Below are 14,896 nucleotides of genomic sequence, written 5' to 3' on the forward strand. Positions count from 1 at the left end.
ACCGCGGCCGTCAACAGGATTCTGCGGGACGGCTGTTGGGCTTGGCTCATGGGTGGCAGACCCCCAGGTGTCCGAGTCGGGGCAGGTCCGGTGCACGGCCGGTCGGACGGTGTGCGTCCACCGGTGGGAACGGGTGTGCGCCCACTATGGACGCAGCCGCGCCGGTCCGGCCAGCACCCGGGGCTGTGCCGCGCCGGCCAATATGGGTCTCGACCTCTGACGGGGCCTCAAGGGGCGAGGACGCGTCCGCGGGGCCGCCGGCCGCGGGCGCCGTCGTGCGGGCGGGTCCGCCCACGGCCTACAGTGCTGGCGTCCTGTCCCCTCCCCCACACCCCGGGAGCCGGCCGTGCACGCTCTCGCCTCCCGCATCCACCGCCTCACCCCGTCCTGCGGCCCGGTGCGGCTCGTCGCCGTCGACGGGCACGCGGGCTCCGGCAAGTCCACGTTCGCCGGGCGGCTGGCCGCGGCCCTGGGCGGCGCCCCGGTGCTGCGGCTCGACGACATCGCCAGCCACGAGGAGCTGTTCGCGTGGACCGGGCGGCTGTCCGACCAGGTGATCGAGCCGCTCCGGGCCGGCCGGACGGCGCTCTACTCCCCCTACGACTGGCACTCCCGCCGCTTCGGGGAGCCCCGGCCGCTGCCGCCCGCGCCGGTGGTCCTCGTCGAGGGGGTCGGCGCGGGACGCCGGGCCCTGCGCCCGCATCTGGCGCTGCTGGTGTGGATGGACCTGCCGGCGGCGGACTCCTGGGCGCGGGGGCGGGATCGGGACGGCGCGGAGCTGCGGGAGTTCTGGGACGGGTGGGTGGCGGCGGAACGGCGGCATTTCGCCGAGGACCCCTCACGGCCGTTCGCGGACCTTCTGGTGCGGCAGCGGCAGGAGGGGTACGAGGTGCTTCCCGGGCCCGCCGTGACGGCTGATGCGGGCCCGCCGTTCACAGTCGGTGACGGACCGCCAGCAGTGTGCTGAACCTGTGAGAACGCCACGTCGGAGAAGTTGCCCGGGTCCCCCAACTCGGCTTGACCACCGGGCCGTACAGGTCTTACGTTCTCAATGTGCGGCCCTTCGGGACCGCTCGCGGACACGAAGCCCCCGGTTGTTCCCCCGTGATCGGGGGCTTCGTTCTGCCCGCTCCGCCCCCGCCGGACACCGCCGGCCCCTCCTTCATCACGCTCGGTCACCGCTCGGCGGCCCCGTGTGCCCCCTCCCTCCACCGCCCCGGCCGGGCGGCACCCTACGGCCGTGGCGCCGCCGCGGGTACGATGCCCTCGGTGCGGTCGGGGGACGCTGCTGCGCGCACCTGCAACTCCGGTCCGTGGCACAGCGGTTCGACCTAGGGGAGCCGACGGACGAGGGCCGGCCGGCACACCGACGGGGGCACGGTTCGTGGGGGACGCGATGGACTTCGGCACGCAGGGCCCGCAGGCCCCGGCCGACCTGGCCTGGCTGCGGGGCGTCGACGCCTACACCATGGGCGCCTATCCGCAGGCCGAGGAGGAGTTCCGGAACGCGGTACGGATCGACCCCGGGATGGCCGACGGCTGGCTCGGGCTGCACGCCCTGCGGGTCGACACGACGACCGCGCTGCTGCGCATGTTCCGGCACCGGGACCGCTTCGGCGAGCAACGCACCCGGCACCGGCGCACCCTCAACTCCTGGTACTGGCTGGGGTGGTGGGTGCAGCCCGTGCTGGAGAGCCCGCGGGACCTGCTGCTCGCGCACGCCTCCCACTGGCTGGACGGCCGGCACGTCCCCGAACTGGACCGGGCGCTCGCCGGACTGCCGCCCGTGGACACCGAACCCCAGGTCCGCTTCCTGCACGCCTGCCGTGCCTATCTCGTCAAGGACTGGGAGCAGTTGGTCCGGCACACCGACCCGCTGCTCGGTGACCCGCTGCTGGGCATCGAGGCGGGCCTGTTCGGCGGTATGGCCCGGGTCCGGCTGGAGATGTACGGGCAGGCCGAACCTCTGCTGTCCGCGGCCCTGATGCGGTGCCGCAGCGAGCAGCCGCAGCGCAAGGAACTGCGCTACTGGCTGGCCCGGGCGCACGAGGGGACCGGCCGCAGCGCCGCCGCGCTCCCCCTGTACCGGGCCGTGCACCGGGTCGACCCCGCCTTCATGGACACCTCGGCGCGGCTCGCGGCGATCTCCGAGGGGGACGGCTACGACGACGCGGGCCTCGCCGCGATCACGCTCACCGGCGCCGGCCAGGACACCGTGGACACACCGGACACCCTCGATCCGCTGTTCGGCACGGAGGGCCGTGACCTGCGGCTGTCCGAGCCGGAGCCGCCGCCCGCCCCGCTGCCCCCGCTGTCCGTCGCCCCGGTGCGGGAGCGGACGGGCTCGGCGCAGGTGCCGCTGCCCACCGGGCCCACCGATCCGGCGTTACTGGAGGAGGCCCTCGCCGAACTGGAGCGCATGGTCGGTCTCGAACCGGTGAAGCGCCAGGTCAAGGCGCTCTCGGCGCAGCTGAACATGGCGCGGCTGCGGGCCGGGCAGGGCCTGCCGGTGCAGCCGCCCAAACGGCACTTCGTCTTCTCCGGCCCCTCCGGCACCGGGAAGACCACGGTGGCCCGCATCCTGGGCCGGGTCTTCTACGCCCTCGGGCTGCTCGGCGGCGACCACCTGGTGGAGGCGCAGCGCGCCGACCTGGTCGGCGAGTACCTCGGGCAGACGGCCGTGAAGGCCAACGAGCTGATCGACTCCGCGCTCGGCGGGGTCCTCTTCGTCGACGAGGCCTACTCGCTCTCCAACTCCGGGTACGGCAAGGGCGACGCCTACGGCGACGAGGCCCTGCAGGTGCTGCTGAAGCGGGCCGAGGACAACCGCGACCACCTGGTGGTGATCCTGGCCGGCTATCCGGAGGGCATGGACCGGCTGCTGACCGCCAACCCGGGGCTGTCCTCCCGGTTCACCACCCGGGTCGACTTCCCGTCCTACCGGCCGCTGGAGCTGACCGAGATCGGCAAGGTGCTCGCCGCCGACAACGGGGACGTGTGGGACGAGGAGGCCCTGGACGAGCTGCGGTCCATCGCCGGTCACGTGGTCGACCAGCAGTGGATCGACGAGCTGGGCAACGGGCGTTTCCTGCGCACCCTGTACGAGAAGAGCTGCGCGTACCGCGACCTGCGGCTGTCCACCGTGCCGGGCACGCTGACCCGGGAGGACCTGTCGACGCTGCGGCTGCCGGACCTGATGCAGGCGTACGGGGAGGTCCTGTCGGGCCGGAGCCCGCAGGACCCCCCGGGACGGTGACGCGCCGCCGGCGCTGGGCCGTGTCTTTCGGATCACTCGGACTCGGATCGACGGCGCCTTGACAGTTGCCGGTGCCCGGGGTGATCCGGAAGACACGGGCTAACTAAGTGGCCAGGGCCTGTTCCGGCTCGCCGCTCGGGCGGGGCTCGGTCAGGCGGACCTGTGGCAGCTGCCGGTGGGCGGGGTCGTGGACCTCGCCGACCAGCGTCTCCAGGACGTCCTCCAGGGCGACCAGGCCCAGCACCGCCCCGGACGCGTCGGCCACCTGGGCCAGATGGGTGGCGGCGCGGCGCATCACCGTGAGGGCGTCGTCCAGCGGGACGTCGGCGCGCAGGGTGGTCATCGGCCGCCACAGCCGGCGCGGCACCGGACGCTCGTCGTCCTCCAGGTCGAGGACGTCCTTGACGTGCAGGTAGCCCAGGTAGGCGTCCCCGTCCTGGGCGGCGACCGGGAAGCGGGAGTAGCCGGTGCGGGCGGTGAGCTCCACCACGCGCGCCGGGGTGACCGACGGTTCGACGGTCACCAGCGACGCGTGCCCGAGCAGGACGTCCGTCACCGGGCGGCTGCCCAGTCCGAGGGCGTCCTCCAGGCGTTCGGTCTCCTCCGGGTCGAGCAGGCCGGCCCGGCCGGAGTGCTCGACCAGCCGGTTGAGCTGCTCGCTGGTGAAGACGGCCTCCACCTCGTCCTTCGGCTCGACGCCGAACAGCCGCAGGACGGCCTCCGCGCAGGCGCCGAGCGCGGCCGTGACCGGGCGGCACAGGCGGGCGAACCAGACCAGGCCGGGGCTGAGCCACAGCGCGGCCTTCTCGGGGGCGGCCATCGCGAGGTTCTTCGGGAGCATCTCCCCGACGACGAGGTGGAAGAAGACCACCGCGGCGAGCGCGATGACGTAGCCGAGCGGGTGCACCATGCCCGGCGGCAGGTGGATCCAGGCGAAGACGGGCTCCAGCAGGCGGGCCACCGTCGGCTCGGCGACCGCGCCGAGCGTCAGGGAGCAGACCGTGATGCCGAACTGGGCCGCCGCCATCATCTGCGGCAGGTGTTCCAGTCCGTGCAGCACCTGGCGGGCCCGGGCGGTGCCGAGCGGTTCGATCTGGCTGCGGCGCACGGAGACGAGTGCGAACTCGGCGCCGACGAAGAAGCCGTTGGCGAGCACCAGCAGCGCGGCGAACAGGAGTTGGAGGACGCTCATCCCGCGGCCTCCACCAGCGGCAGCGGCGCGGTCCTGACCAGGCGGACCCGGTCGGCGCGGTAGTGGCCGACCCGGTGCACCGACAGGCGCCAGCCGGGCAGCTCCACGTGGTCGCCGACGGCCGGGATGCGGCCGAGGAGGTCGGCCACCAGCCCGGCGACGGTCTCGTAGGGCCCGTCGGGCGCCTCCAGGCCGATGCGGCGCAGCTGGTCGACGCGGACGCCGCCGTCGACGTCCCAGGCGGGGTCGCCGTCCTGCGGCGGGGCCGCGGTGAGCTGGGGCGCGTCCGGGTCGTCGTGCTCGTCGCGGACCTCGCCGACGATCTCCTCGACGATGTCCTCGAGGGTGACGACGCCCGCGGTGCCGCCGTACTCGTCGACGACGACGGCGATGGGCTGTTCGCTGCGCAGCCGGGTCAGCAGCGCCCGCACGGGCAGCGTCTCGGGCACCAGCAGCGCGGGGCGGGCGATGTCCTCGACGGGGGTGCGGAGCCGGTCGCGGGCGGGCACGGCAAGCGCGTCCTTGAGGTGGACGATGCCGGTCACCTCGTCGATCCGCTCCCGGTAGACGGGGAAGCGGGACAGGCCGGTGGCCCGGGTGAGGTTGACGACGTCCTGGGCGGTGGCCGAGGACTGCAGGGCGCTCACCTTCACGCGCGGTGTCATCACGTGCTGTGCGGCCAGCTCCGCCAGGGAGAGGGTGCGCACGAAGAGGTCGGCGGTGTCCTGTTCCAGGGCGCCGGCCCGGGCGGAGTGCCGGGCCAGGGAGACCAGTTCGCCCGGGGTGCGGGCGGAGGCGAGTTCCTGGGTGGGTTCGATGCCGAAGAGGCGCACCAGCCGGTTGGCGACGGCGTTCAGTCCGGCGATGACCGGGCGGAACAGCCGGGCGAAGACCTGCTGCGGGCCGGCGACGAAGCGGGCGACCTGCAGCGGGCGGGAGACGGCCCAGTTCTTCGGCACGAGTTCACCGATCACCATCTGCACGGCGGAGGCCAGCAGCACGCCGACGACCACGCAGATGCCGGACACGGCACCGCCGGGCACGCCGAGTGCGGTGACCGGGCCGTGCAGCAGCCGGGCGAGGGCCGGTTCGGCGAGCATGCCGACGACGAGGGAGGTGAGGGTGATGCCGAGCTGGGTGCCGGAGAGCTGGAAGGACAGCTCCTTGAGGGAGGCGACGACGCGCCGGGCGCGCCGGTCGCCGGCCGCAGCGGCCCGTTCGGCGTCGGGGCGCTCGACGGTGACGAGGCCGAACTCGGCGGCCACGAAGAAGCCGTTGGCGAGAATGAGCAGGAGTGCGGCTGCCAGGAGCAGCAGGGGGGTGGTCATGATGCCACCGCCTCCGTGGGGACGCGGACCGGGCGGGGCCGGCCGGCGCTATGTCGGGAGGGGGCGGCGCAGGTACTGCCAGACGATCCGTCCATCGCCGGAGAGGGTCACTCCTCGGGTCGCAGGAATCCCTGACGCACCGGGCGGGCGGCAGGGGCGCGGGCGCTGTCGTCGCGCCCGCGTCCACCAGATTAATCGGGACACGGGCGACTGCGGCAGGGTGAGGGCCCGGACGGGTCCCTGATGTGCGTCACGGCCGTCCCGGCGGGGTGCCGGGAGCGGCCGTGGTGCGGTGCCGGGGCCGGCGGTCAGCCGAGGGGTGCCTCGGGACCGGCGGTGGACCGGGCGGCGGCCAGGGCGCGCAGGGCGCGGGCGTCGGCGATGGCGTGCTGCCTGGCGATGCCCGGCTGGATGCCGAGCGCGGGCAGGCTGGTGCCGTCGCTGAGGTCGAGGAACACCCAGGGGTCGCCGGGACGCAGGTGCACCTGGATGATTTCCGGCCACTCCAGACGGCGGCGGGTGACGATGTTGACGACGGTGACGCCGGTCTCGTCGCACTCGACGCGGGGCCGGGCGAGCAGGTACAGCACGCTGCCGAGCAGGGCGCCGGTGACCACGAAGCTGAGGCGTTCGCCCGGGCTCAGCCGGGTGAGGAGCACGCCGATCAGGCTGACGGCGACGAAGATCGCGACGCCCATCGTGAGGAGGACGGCGCGGGTGCGGCCGGGGCGGAAGGTGACGGGCAGGGCGGGCAGCCCGGACGAGGTGGCATCCGACATGGTGTCGCTCCCGGTCCCGGTCAGAGGCGGCAGGCGTGGATGGCGGTGGTGAGGATGGCCCGCGCCCCGATGTCGTACAGGTCGTCCATGATGCGCTGGGCCTCCTTGGAGGGGACCATGGCGCGGACGGCGACCCAGCCCTCGTTGTGCAGCGGGGACACCGTCGGGGACTCCAGTCCCGGGGTCAGGGCGACGGCCTTCTCCAGCTGCTCGACCCGGCAGTCGTAGTCCATCATCACGTAGGTGCGGGCCACCAGGACGCCCTGGAGGCGGCGCAGGAACTGCTGGACCTTCGGCTCGGCGGTGTCGTCGGGGTCGGCCAGGGCGCCGGTGCGGCGGATGACGACCGCCTCGGACGTCATGATGGGCTCGCCGATGACCTGCAGGCCCGCGTTGCGCAGGGAGGTGCCGGTCTCGACGACGTCGGCGATGACCTCGGCGACGCCGAGTTCGATGGCGGTCTCCACGGCGCCGTCGAGGTGGACGACGGAGGCGTCGATGCCTTTGTCCTCCAGGTGGCGGGCGACGATGCCCTCGTAGGAGGTGGCGATCGTCATGCCCGTCAGGTCGGTGACGCCGTTGGCCGTGCCGGGGCGGGTGGCGAAGCGGAACGTGGAGCGGGCGAAGCCCAGCGGCAGGATCTCCTCGGCGCGGGCGCCGGAGTCGACGAGCAGGTCCCGTCCCGTGATGCCGATGTCGAGGCGGCCGGAGGAGACGTAGATCGCGATGTCGCGCGGGCGGAGGTAGAAGAACTCCACCTCGTTGGTCGGGTCGACGACCCGCAGTTCCTTGGTCTCGCGGCGCTGCTGGTAGCCGGCCTCATGCAGCATCTCCGCCGCAGGGCCGGACAGGGAACCCTTGTTGGGGAGGGCGATGCGCAGCATGAGGTCGGCTTCCTTCGCGGTGTCGGGGTGGTGGGGGCGTGCGGGACGGTCAGAGGTGGGCGTAGACGTCGTCGAGGGAGATGCCGCGGGCGACCATCATCACCTGGACGTGGTACAGCAGCTGGGAGATCTCCTCGGCGGCCGCTTCCTTGCCCTCGTACTCGGCGGCCATCCAGACCTCGGCGGCCTCTTCGACGATCTTCTTGCCGATGGCATGGACGCCCTTGTCCACCAGTTCGGCCGTGCGGGAAGTGGCGGGGTCGCCGTGGGCGGCCTTGTGCTGGAGCTCGGTGAAGAGCTCCTCGAACGTCTTCTTGGACATGGTGGTCCTTACCCTACGCGCTGACGGGCCCTGCTCACCGCCAGGGTTCGGATACTGAACGCAGGCAGGCGGCGGTCGCCACGGCGGCAGTGACGGCCTCGTGCCCCTTGTCCTCGCCGGATCCGGGCAGTCCGGCGCGGTCCAGGGCCTGCTCCTCGGTGTCGCAGGTGAGGACGCCGAATCCGACGGGCACGCCGGTGTCGACGGAGACCTGGGTCAGGCCCTGGGTGACGCCCTGGCACACGTAGTCGAAGTGGGGTGTGCCGCCCCGGATGACGACGCCGAGGGCGACGACCGCGTCGTAGCCGCGTCCGGCGAGGACCTTGGCGACGACGGGGAGTTCCCAGCTGCCGGGGACCCGGAGCAGGGTCGGCTCGTCGATGCCGAGGTCGTGCAGGGCGCGCAGGGCGCCGTCGACCAGTCCGTCCATCACCTTCTCGTGCCACTGCGCGGCGATGACGGCGACCCGCAGGTCCCCCACGTCGCGTACGGACAGTTCCGGTGCACCCTTGCCGCTCACGTCTCTCCTCGGTGGTTCGCTTACTGGTTGCCTCAGGCCGGCACGGTCGGTGTGTCGAGCCAGGGCAGGTCGTGGCCCATCCGGTCCCGCTTGGTGCGCAGGTAACGGAGGTTGTGCTCGCTCGCGGTGACGGGCATCGGCTCACGGGCGGTGACGGCGATGCCGTGGCGGACGAGCGCGTCGGACTTGTCGGGGTTGTTGGTCAGCAGGCGGACGCTGCGCACACCGAGGTCGGCGAGGACCTGCGCGCCGGCCGCGTAGTCGCGGGCGTCGGCGGGCAGGCCGAGTTCGAGGTTGGCGTCGAGGGTGTCCCGGCCGCGTTCCTGGAGTTCGTAGGCGCGCAGTTTGGACATCAGGCCGATGCCGCGCCCCTCGTGGCCGCGCAGGTAGACGACGACGCCCCGGCCCTCGGCCTGGATGCGGGCCAGGGAGGCGTCCAGCTGGGGTCCGCAGTCGCAGCGCTGGGAGCCGAAGACGTCTCCGGTGAGGCATTCGGAGTGGACGCGGACGAGGACGTCCTCCCCGTCGCCGACGTCGCCGTGGACCAGGGCGACGTGCTCGACGCCGTCGACGGTGGAGCGGTAGCCGTACGCGGTGAAGGTGCCGTGCGCGGTGGGCAGGCGGACCTCGGCCTCCCGGCGCACGGTGGGCTCACTGCTGCGGCGGTAGGCGATGAGGTCCTCGATGGAGATGATCGTCAGGCCGTGCTTGCGGGCGAACGGGACGAGTTCGGGCAGCCGCAGCATGCTGCCGTCCTCGCCGGCGATCTCGACGATGGCGCCCGCCGGGCGCAGTCCGGCGAGCCGGGCGAGGTCGACGGCGGCCTCGGTGTGGCCGTTGCGCACCAGGACGCCGCCGGGGCGGGCGCGCAGCGGGAAGACGTGGCCGGGCCGGACCAGGTCGGAGGGTTCGGCGGTGCCGCCCGCCAGCAGCCGGAGGGTGGTGGCGCGGTCGGCGGCGGAGATGCCGGTGGTGACGCCGTGGGCGGCGGAGGCGTCGACGGAGACGGTGAAGGCGGTCTTCATCGACTCGGTGTTGTCGTCCACCATCTGCGGCAGCCGGAGGCGGTCCAGTTCGTCGCCCTCCATGGGGGCGCAGATCAGGCCGCGGCACTCGCTCATCATGAAGGCGACGATCTCGGGGGTGGCCATCTCGGCGGCGATGACGAGGTCGCCCTCGTTCTCGCGGTCCTCGTCGTCGACGACGACGACCGGCCGGCCGGCCGCGATGTCGGCGACGGCCTGCTCGACCGGGTCGAGCGCCAGGTCCTCGGCGTCGTCGAGGGCCGGTGGGACGACGGGGCGGGACAACGGCCCGCTCCGCTGCTGCGGGGCGGCCTCGTCGAGGGTGCTGGCGGGTGACGGGCGGGCGCTCATGCCGGCGCTCCTTCCAGGGCGGGCCGCACGTCCTCGCGGGAGCGCAGCCACCAGTCGCGCAGTCCCCACAGGACCAGCGCGCCGTAGATGATGTAGACGAAACCGGAGAAGGCGAAGCCGTTGGCGAAGTTCAGCGGGACGCCGACGAGGTCGACCAGCAGCCAGGCGAACCAGAACTCGACCATGCCGCGGGCCTGCGCGTACATGGCGACGACGGTGCCGACGAAGATGTAGGCGTCCGGCCACGGGTCCCAGGACAGGGACGGGTAGAGCGTGAACAGCCCGCCGACGAGGAGGGTGCCGGCGGCCGCGGCGCCCACCAGGGCCGCGCGCTCCCGGCCGGTGGCGAAGCGGACGGCGATCGATCCGTCCTGGGCCTGCTGCCGGCCGCGGTTCCACTGGGCGAAGCCCCAGGCGGCGACGAGCATGACGACGATCTGCTTGCCGGCGCTGCCGGAGAGGTGGGCGGTCGCGAAGGCGGCGAAGAGGATGAGGCCGGAGAGGAACTGGGCGGGCCAGGTCCACAGGGAGCGGCGCCAGCCGAGCGCGAGGGCCAGCAGGCCGATCACGTTGCCGATCATGTCGGACCACTTGATGTGCTGGCCGAGGACGGTGAACGCCTCGGAGTTCAGCCAGTTCACCGCCCGTCCCCCTTGCCGAGGGCCCGGTCGCCGATCATGCGCTCGACGTACTTGGCGATGACGTCCACCTCGAGGTTGACGGGGTCGCCGGGCTGCTTGAGGCCGAGCGTGGTCAGGTCGAGGGTGGTCGGGATGAGGCTGACCGTGAAGAAGTCGGGTCCGGCGTCGACGACGGTGAGGCTGATGCCGTCGACGGTGATGGAGCCCTTCTCGACGACGTAGCGGGAGAGGCCGGCGGGCAGCGAGATCCGGACCAGTTCCCAGTTCTCGGAGGGCTTGCGTCCGAGGATCTCGCCGGTGCCGTCGACGTGGCCCTGCACGATGTGTCCGCCGAGGCGGGCGCCGAGGGCCATGGGGCGTTCGAGGTTCACCCGGGAGCCGACGGCGAGGGCGCCGAGGCTGGAGCGGTTCAGGGTCTCGGCCATCACGTCGGCGGTGAACTCGTCGCCCTCGTGCTCGACGACGGTGAGGCAGACGCCGTTGACGGCGATGGAGTCCCCGTGCTTGGCGTCCTGGGTGACGACGGGGCCGCGCAGCCGGAAGCGACAGGCGTCGTCGAGGGTCTCGACGGCGGTGACCTCGCCCAGCTCTTCGACGATTCCGGTGAACACTTCCCGGGTCCTCCTGCCTCTTCGGGCACGGACTCCGGGGCTGTCGATGACGACAGATCGTACGGGCGAGGACACCGGGGGCGACGCCGGACGGAGTCCGCCGCGAGGACGGACCGGTACGGCGGCGCGCATGGATGCCCGCCCGCCGCGCACTGCCTCCCATCCGGACTTTAACCGTCGGTCCAGGAATTTCACCTGGTCAACCGGCCGCTGGAGGCGACCGGGTCGCGGACTGTAACCGCCGGTTCGGACTTTCACCGACCCCGGAGTGCGCTGCTACTGGTACAGGGCCAGTGTGCCATGACCGGCCGGGGTCCATACAGGCGGTGGGTGTGGAGTGCCTCACAACCCGTGGCGTCCGGCGACCCCAGGGTGACGGGACACGCTCGGCCACCCTGCCGGAGCGTTCGGTTCCGGCGGCGCCGGCCGTGAACTCCCGCCGCGGGACGCGCCGGTGACCGTCCGTCGAATTGGTCCATACCTATTGACGCTTTGGTCTAGTCCTCTTAGATTCTGCGCCACCTTCCCTGGAGAGGAACCGACTGTGACGTCCCCTTCACGTCCCGGGGCGAGACCTGCCCTGCTCGCCTCCGCCGCCGCCGTCGCGGGCCTGTTGCTCGCGGCCCTTCCCGCCTCCGTGTCGCACGCCGCCGACCAGGAGTCCTGTCGCCCCGACGGGCTGTACCGGACACCGGGGGTCGAGGTCCCCTACTGCTCGGTCTACGACGCGGACGGGCGCGAGAGGATGGGCGCCGACCACCAGCGCCGGGTGATCGGCTACTTCACCGGCTGGCGCACCGGCAAGGACGGAAAGCCCGCCTACCTCGCGTCCGACATCCCCTGGGAGAAGATCACCCACATCAACTACGCGTTCGCCCACGTCGACAAGGACGACAAGCTGTCCGTCGGCCCGGACGGCGCGAACAACCCGGCGACCGGCATGACCTGGCCCGGCGTGACCGGCGCGGAGATGGACCCGGCACTGCCCTACAAGGGCCACTTCAACCTGCTGACGAAGTTCAAGAAGCAGCACCCCGACGTCAAGACGCTGATCTCGGTGGGCGGTTGGGCCGAGACCGGCGGCTACTTCGACGCCGACGGCGACCGGGTCGACTCCGGCGGCTTCTACTCCATGGCCACCAACGCCGACGGCTCGGTCAACCACGCCGGCATCGAGACCTTCGCCGACTCGGCGGTCGACTTCCTGCGGACGTACGGCTTCAACGGCCTCGACATCGACTACGAGTACCCGACCACCATGAAGGACGCGGGCAACCCGCTCGACTGGTCCTTCGCCAACGCCCGCCGGGCCGGTCTGGTCAAGGGCTACGCGGAGCTGATGAAGACCCTCCGCGAGAAGCTGGACCGCGCGGGCGCGGCGGACGGCCGGCACTACCTGCTCACCGTGGCGGCCCCCTCGTCCGGCTACCTGCTGCGCGGCATGGAGACCTTCCAGGTCCAGAAGTACCTGGACTACGTCAACATCATGTCCTACGACCTGCACGGCGCCTGGAACGAGTACGTCGGCCCCAACGCCTCGCTCTTCGACGACGGCAAGGACGCCGAACTGGCCTCCGCCGGCGTCTACACCACGTCCCAGTACGGCGGGATCGGCTACCTCAACACCGACTGGGCCTACCACTACTTCCGGGGCTCGATGCCCGCGGGCCGCATCAACATCGGCCTGCCGTACTACACCCGCGGCTTCAAGAACGTCACCGGCGGCACCGACGGACTGTGGGGCAAGGCCCCCTCGACGGACTGCCCCGCCGGATCCGGGCTGACCAAGTGCGGAGACGGCGCCACCGGCATCGACAACCTCTGGCACGACCTGGACGACAACGGCCGGGAGTCGCCCGCCGGGTCCAACCCGATGTGGCACGCCAAGAACCTGGAGAAGGGCGTCGTCGGCGACTACGTCACCGACTACGGCTTCCCCGCCGACACCGAACTGACCGGGACCTACGCCCGCAAGTACGACTCCACCCTGGTCGCGCCCTGGCTGTGGAACGCGGAGAAGAAGGTCTTCCTGTCCACCGAGGACGAGCAGTCCGTGAAGGCCAAGGCCGACTACGTCGTGGACCGCGGCATCGGCGGCACGATGGTGTGGGAACTCGCCGGTGACTACGACTGGAACGCGGCCACGGGCCAGTACGAGCCGGGCTCCACGCTGACCACCGCGATGTACGAGAAGTTCCGGTCCGCCGCCCCCTACGGAGCGACCCGGGCCACCACCGACATGCCGGCGGAGGCCCTGGACATCGACGTCGAGTTCGGCCAGTTCCCGCTCGGCGACTCCAACTACCCGATCAGTCCCAAGCTGAAGATCACCAACAACACCTCCACGGCCCTGCCCGGCGGCACGGAGTTCCGATTCGACTACGCCACCTCCGCGCCCGGCAACGCGAAGGACCAGTCCGGCTGGGGCACGACGGTGATCCGCTCGGACCACACCGGGGACAACGTGGGCGGCCTGAAGGGCGACCACCACCGGGTGTCGCTGAAGCTGCCGGCCTGGCAGCCGCTGGCCCCGGGCGACTCGGCGGAGCTGGACTTCGTCTACTACCTGCCGGTGTCGACCCCCTCGAACTGGACGGTGACGTTCGGCGGGAAGACCTACGCCCTGGCCGGTGACCTGGCCCGCGGCACCACGGTCGTGGAACCGGGCGGCACCACCCCCACCGACCCGCCCACCACACCGCCCGGTGAGCCCGGCGACTGCGCGGACCCGGCGTGGAACGCCTCGACCGCGTACGGCGGGGGCAGCGTGGTCTCGCACGAGGGCCACGTGTGGAAGTCCCAGTGGTGGACGCAGGGCGAGGAGCCCGGCACCACCGGCGAATGGGGCGCCTGGCGGGACCAGGGAGCCTGCTGACGCCCATCGGACCGGTCCGGCGGCGGTGACGACGGCCCTTGCCCGCCGCCGGGCCTCACCACGGCGCGCCCTGACGGCGCCGCCCCCCGTGCCGCGCGGCGCACCCCATGGTGCCGCGCGGCACGGGCCTGCCCGGGGCCGAGCGAGTGCGACGGGGCGGCGATTCGGACAAGCTGGACGGGTACGTCGCCGGGCGGCGTCACATTCCGGGGCTGCCGCCCGTCCTCCCGGTGAAGGGCGCTCCGACCGGGAGCGCCCCGGGTCCGAAGGGACGGAACAGCATGAGCACGATCCTGGTGACCGGAGGGACCGGAACGCTCGGCCGGCCCGTGACCGAGGGGCTGCGCGCGGCGGGCCACGACCTGCGGGTGCTCAGCCGGCACGCGGTGCCCTACTCCGTCGACCTGCGCGAGGGCGGCAGCGCCCTGGACGCGGCGCTCTCGGGGGTGGACACCGTCGTCCACTGCGCCACCTCACCGCGCGGCGGGGACGAGCGGGCCGCGCGGAACCTGATCACGGCGGCCCGTCGGGCCGGGGTGGGGCACCTGGTCTACATCTCCATCGTGGGCGTCGACCGGGTGCCGTTCGGCTACTACCGCTCGAAGTTCGCGGTGGAGCGGCTGATCGAGGACTCGGGCGTCGACTGGACGGTGCTGCGCGCCACCCAGTTCCACGACCTGCTGCTGCAGCTCTTCCAGGGGCTGTCCAAGGTGCCCGTCATGCTGCTGCCCGCGCGGGTGAAGGACCAGCCGGTCGACGTCGGCGAGGTCGCGGACCGGCTGTGCGAACTGGCGCAGGCGGCCCCGGCGGGCCGGGTCGAGGACATGGGCGGCCCGGAGGTCCGGACACTGCACTCCCTCGCCCGCTCCTACCTGGAGGCCACGGGCCGCCGCCGGGCGGTGGTGAAGGTGCCGCTCAGGGGAGCCGCCTATCAGGCCTTCCGCGCGGGCGGGCACCTGGCGCCGGACCATGCGGTGGGGACGCGCACCTTCGAGGAGTTCCTGGCCCGCCGACGGCAGGAGGCGCGGGCGCACCGCTGAGCGGTGCCGCCGGCGGGCCGGTTCGGCCGCCGCGGCACCCGGACCGGGCGTGAGCCCCACCGGGGTCGCGTG

At 72.6% G+C, this 14,896-nt stretch carries 13 protein-coding genes and 1 riboswitch; of the genes, 4 read left to right on the forward strand and 9 right to left on the reverse strand.

Annotation, left to right across the window (positions count from 1 at the left end):
- The first annotated feature begins 346 nt into the window (after positions 1-346).
- Positions 347-967, forward strand: a complete 621-nt coding sequence (locus G3I53_RS00200; protein WP_164332361.1) for a hypothetical protein — start codon at positions 347-349, stop codon at positions 965-967.
- 429 nt (positions 968-1,396) lie between these two features.
- Positions 1,397-3,256 (forward strand): AAA family ATPase, encoded by a 1,860-nt coding sequence (locus tag G3I53_RS00205; protein WP_164332362.1) that lies wholly within the window; start codon positions 1,397-1,399, stop codon positions 3,254-3,256.
- A gap of 103 nt (positions 3,257-3,359) precedes the next feature.
- Here the strand turns inward: G3I53_RS00205 and G3I53_RS00210 are convergent, their stop codons facing one another.
- From G3I53_RS00210 to G3I53_RS00250, 9 genes are all read right to left on the reverse strand, one after another.
- Positions 3,360-4,448 (reverse strand): hemolysin family protein, encoded by a 1,089-nt coding sequence (locus G3I53_RS00210; protein WP_164332363.1) that lies wholly within the window; start codon positions 4,446-4,448, stop codon positions 3,360-3,362.
- Complete coding sequence (locus G3I53_RS00215; protein WP_164332364.1) at positions 4,445-5,776, reverse strand: hemolysin family protein; 1,332 nt, start codon at positions 5,774-5,776, stop codon at positions 4,445-4,447. The genes G3I53_RS00210 and G3I53_RS00215 overlap by 4 nt, the downstream gene beginning before the upstream one ends.
- Positions 5,777-6,084: 308 nt before the next feature.
- A complete protein-coding gene (locus G3I53_RS00220; RefSeq protein WP_164332365.1) occupies positions 6,085-6,555 on the reverse strand; it encodes a PH domain-containing protein in 471 nt (156 codons plus the stop codon).
- Positions 6,556-6,575: 20 nt separating this feature from the next.
- Positions 6,576-7,439 carry an ATP phosphoribosyltransferase gene (hisG, locus tag G3I53_RS00225; RefSeq protein WP_164332366.1) on the reverse strand — a complete coding sequence of 288 codons (864 nt, stop codon included), beginning with the start codon at positions 7,437-7,439 and terminating at the stop codon, positions 6,576-6,578.
- Between the two features lie 49 nt (positions 7,440-7,488).
- Entirely contained in the window at positions 7,489-7,761 is a 273-nt protein-coding gene (locus G3I53_RS00230; protein WP_164332367.1) for a phosphoribosyl-ATP diphosphatase, read from the reverse strand.
- A 34-nt stretch (positions 7,762-7,795) separates the two neighbouring features.
- Positions 7,796-8,281, reverse strand: coding sequence for a 6,7-dimethyl-8-ribityllumazine synthase (ribH, locus tag G3I53_RS00235; RefSeq protein ID WP_164332368.1), 486 nt, complete (start codon positions 8,279-8,281; stop codon positions 7,796-7,798).
- A gap of 32 nt (positions 8,282-8,313) precedes the next feature.
- Entirely contained in the window at positions 8,314-9,657 is a 1,344-nt protein-coding gene (locus G3I53_RS00240) for a bifunctional 3,4-dihydroxy-2-butanone-4-phosphate synthase/GTP cyclohydrolase II (RefSeq protein WP_239063429.1), read from the reverse strand.
- A complete protein-coding gene (locus G3I53_RS00245) occupies positions 9,654-10,298 on the reverse strand; it encodes a nicotinamide mononucleotide transporter family protein (RefSeq protein ID WP_164332369.1) in 645 nt (214 codons plus the stop codon). The genes G3I53_RS00240 and G3I53_RS00245 overlap by 4 nt, the downstream gene beginning before the upstream one ends.
- Positions 10,295-10,909 (reverse strand): riboflavin synthase, encoded by a 615-nt coding sequence (locus G3I53_RS00250; protein WP_164332370.1) that lies wholly within the window; start codon positions 10,907-10,909, stop codon positions 10,295-10,297. The genes G3I53_RS00245 and G3I53_RS00250 overlap by 4 nt, the downstream gene beginning before the upstream one ends.
- 145 nt (positions 10,910-11,054) lie before the next feature.
- A riboswitch (FMN riboswitch) is annotated at positions 11,055-11,185 on the reverse strand.
- A gap of 268 nt (positions 11,186-11,453) precedes the next feature.
- Between G3I53_RS00250 and G3I53_RS00255 the strand changes: the two genes are divergently transcribed.
- Both G3I53_RS00255 and G3I53_RS00260 read left to right on the forward strand, forming a co-directional pair.
- The gene (locus G3I53_RS00255; protein WP_164332371.1) at positions 11,454-13,784 is read left to right on the forward strand and encodes a chitinase C-terminal domain-containing protein; all 2,331 of its coding nucleotides are present in this window, start codon (positions 11,454-11,456) and stop codon (positions 13,782-13,784) included.
- 281 nt (positions 13,785-14,065) lie between these two features.
- The gene (locus G3I53_RS00260) at positions 14,066-14,824 is read left to right on the forward strand and encodes an NAD(P)H-binding protein (RefSeq protein ID WP_164332372.1); all 759 of its coding nucleotides are present in this window, start codon (positions 14,066-14,068) and stop codon (positions 14,822-14,824) included.
- The last annotated feature ends 72 nt before the right edge of the window (positions 14,825-14,896 follow it).

Source organism: Streptomyces sp. SID14436 (assembly GCF_010548465.1).
Lineage (GTDB): Bacteria > Actinomycetota > Actinomycetes > Streptomycetales > Streptomycetaceae > Streptomyces.

Coding starts and splice junctions, on each gene's coding strand:
- G3I53_RS00240 (WP_239063429.1), bottom strand. CDS start 9,657: ATGAGCGCCCGCCCGTCACCCGCCAGCACCCTCGACGAGGCCGCCCCG.
- hisG (WP_164332366.1), bottom strand. CDS start 7,439: ATGCTGCGCATCGCCCTCCCCAACAAGGGTTCCCTGTCCGGCCCTGCG.
- G3I53_RS00205 (WP_164332362.1), top strand. CDS start 1,397: ATGGACTTCGGCACGCAGGGCCCGCAGGCCCCGGCCGACCTGGCCTGG.
- G3I53_RS00260 (WP_164332372.1), top strand. CDS start 14,066: ATGAGCACGATCCTGGTGACCGGAGGGACCGGAACGCTCGGCCGGCCC.
- G3I53_RS00210 (WP_164332363.1), bottom strand. CDS start 4,448: ATGAGCGTCCTCCAACTCCTGTTCGCCGCGCTGCTGGTGCTCGCCAAC.
- G3I53_RS00230 (WP_164332367.1), bottom strand. CDS start 7,761: ATGTCCAAGAAGACGTTCGAGGAGCTCTTCACCGAGCTCCAGCACAAG.
- G3I53_RS00220 (WP_164332365.1), bottom strand. CDS start 6,555: ATGTCGGATGCCACCTCGTCCGGGCTGCCCGCCCTGCCCGTCACCTTC.
- G3I53_RS00215 (WP_164332364.1), bottom strand. CDS start 5,776: ATGACCACCCCCCTGCTGCTCCTGGCAGCCGCACTCCTGCTCATTCTC.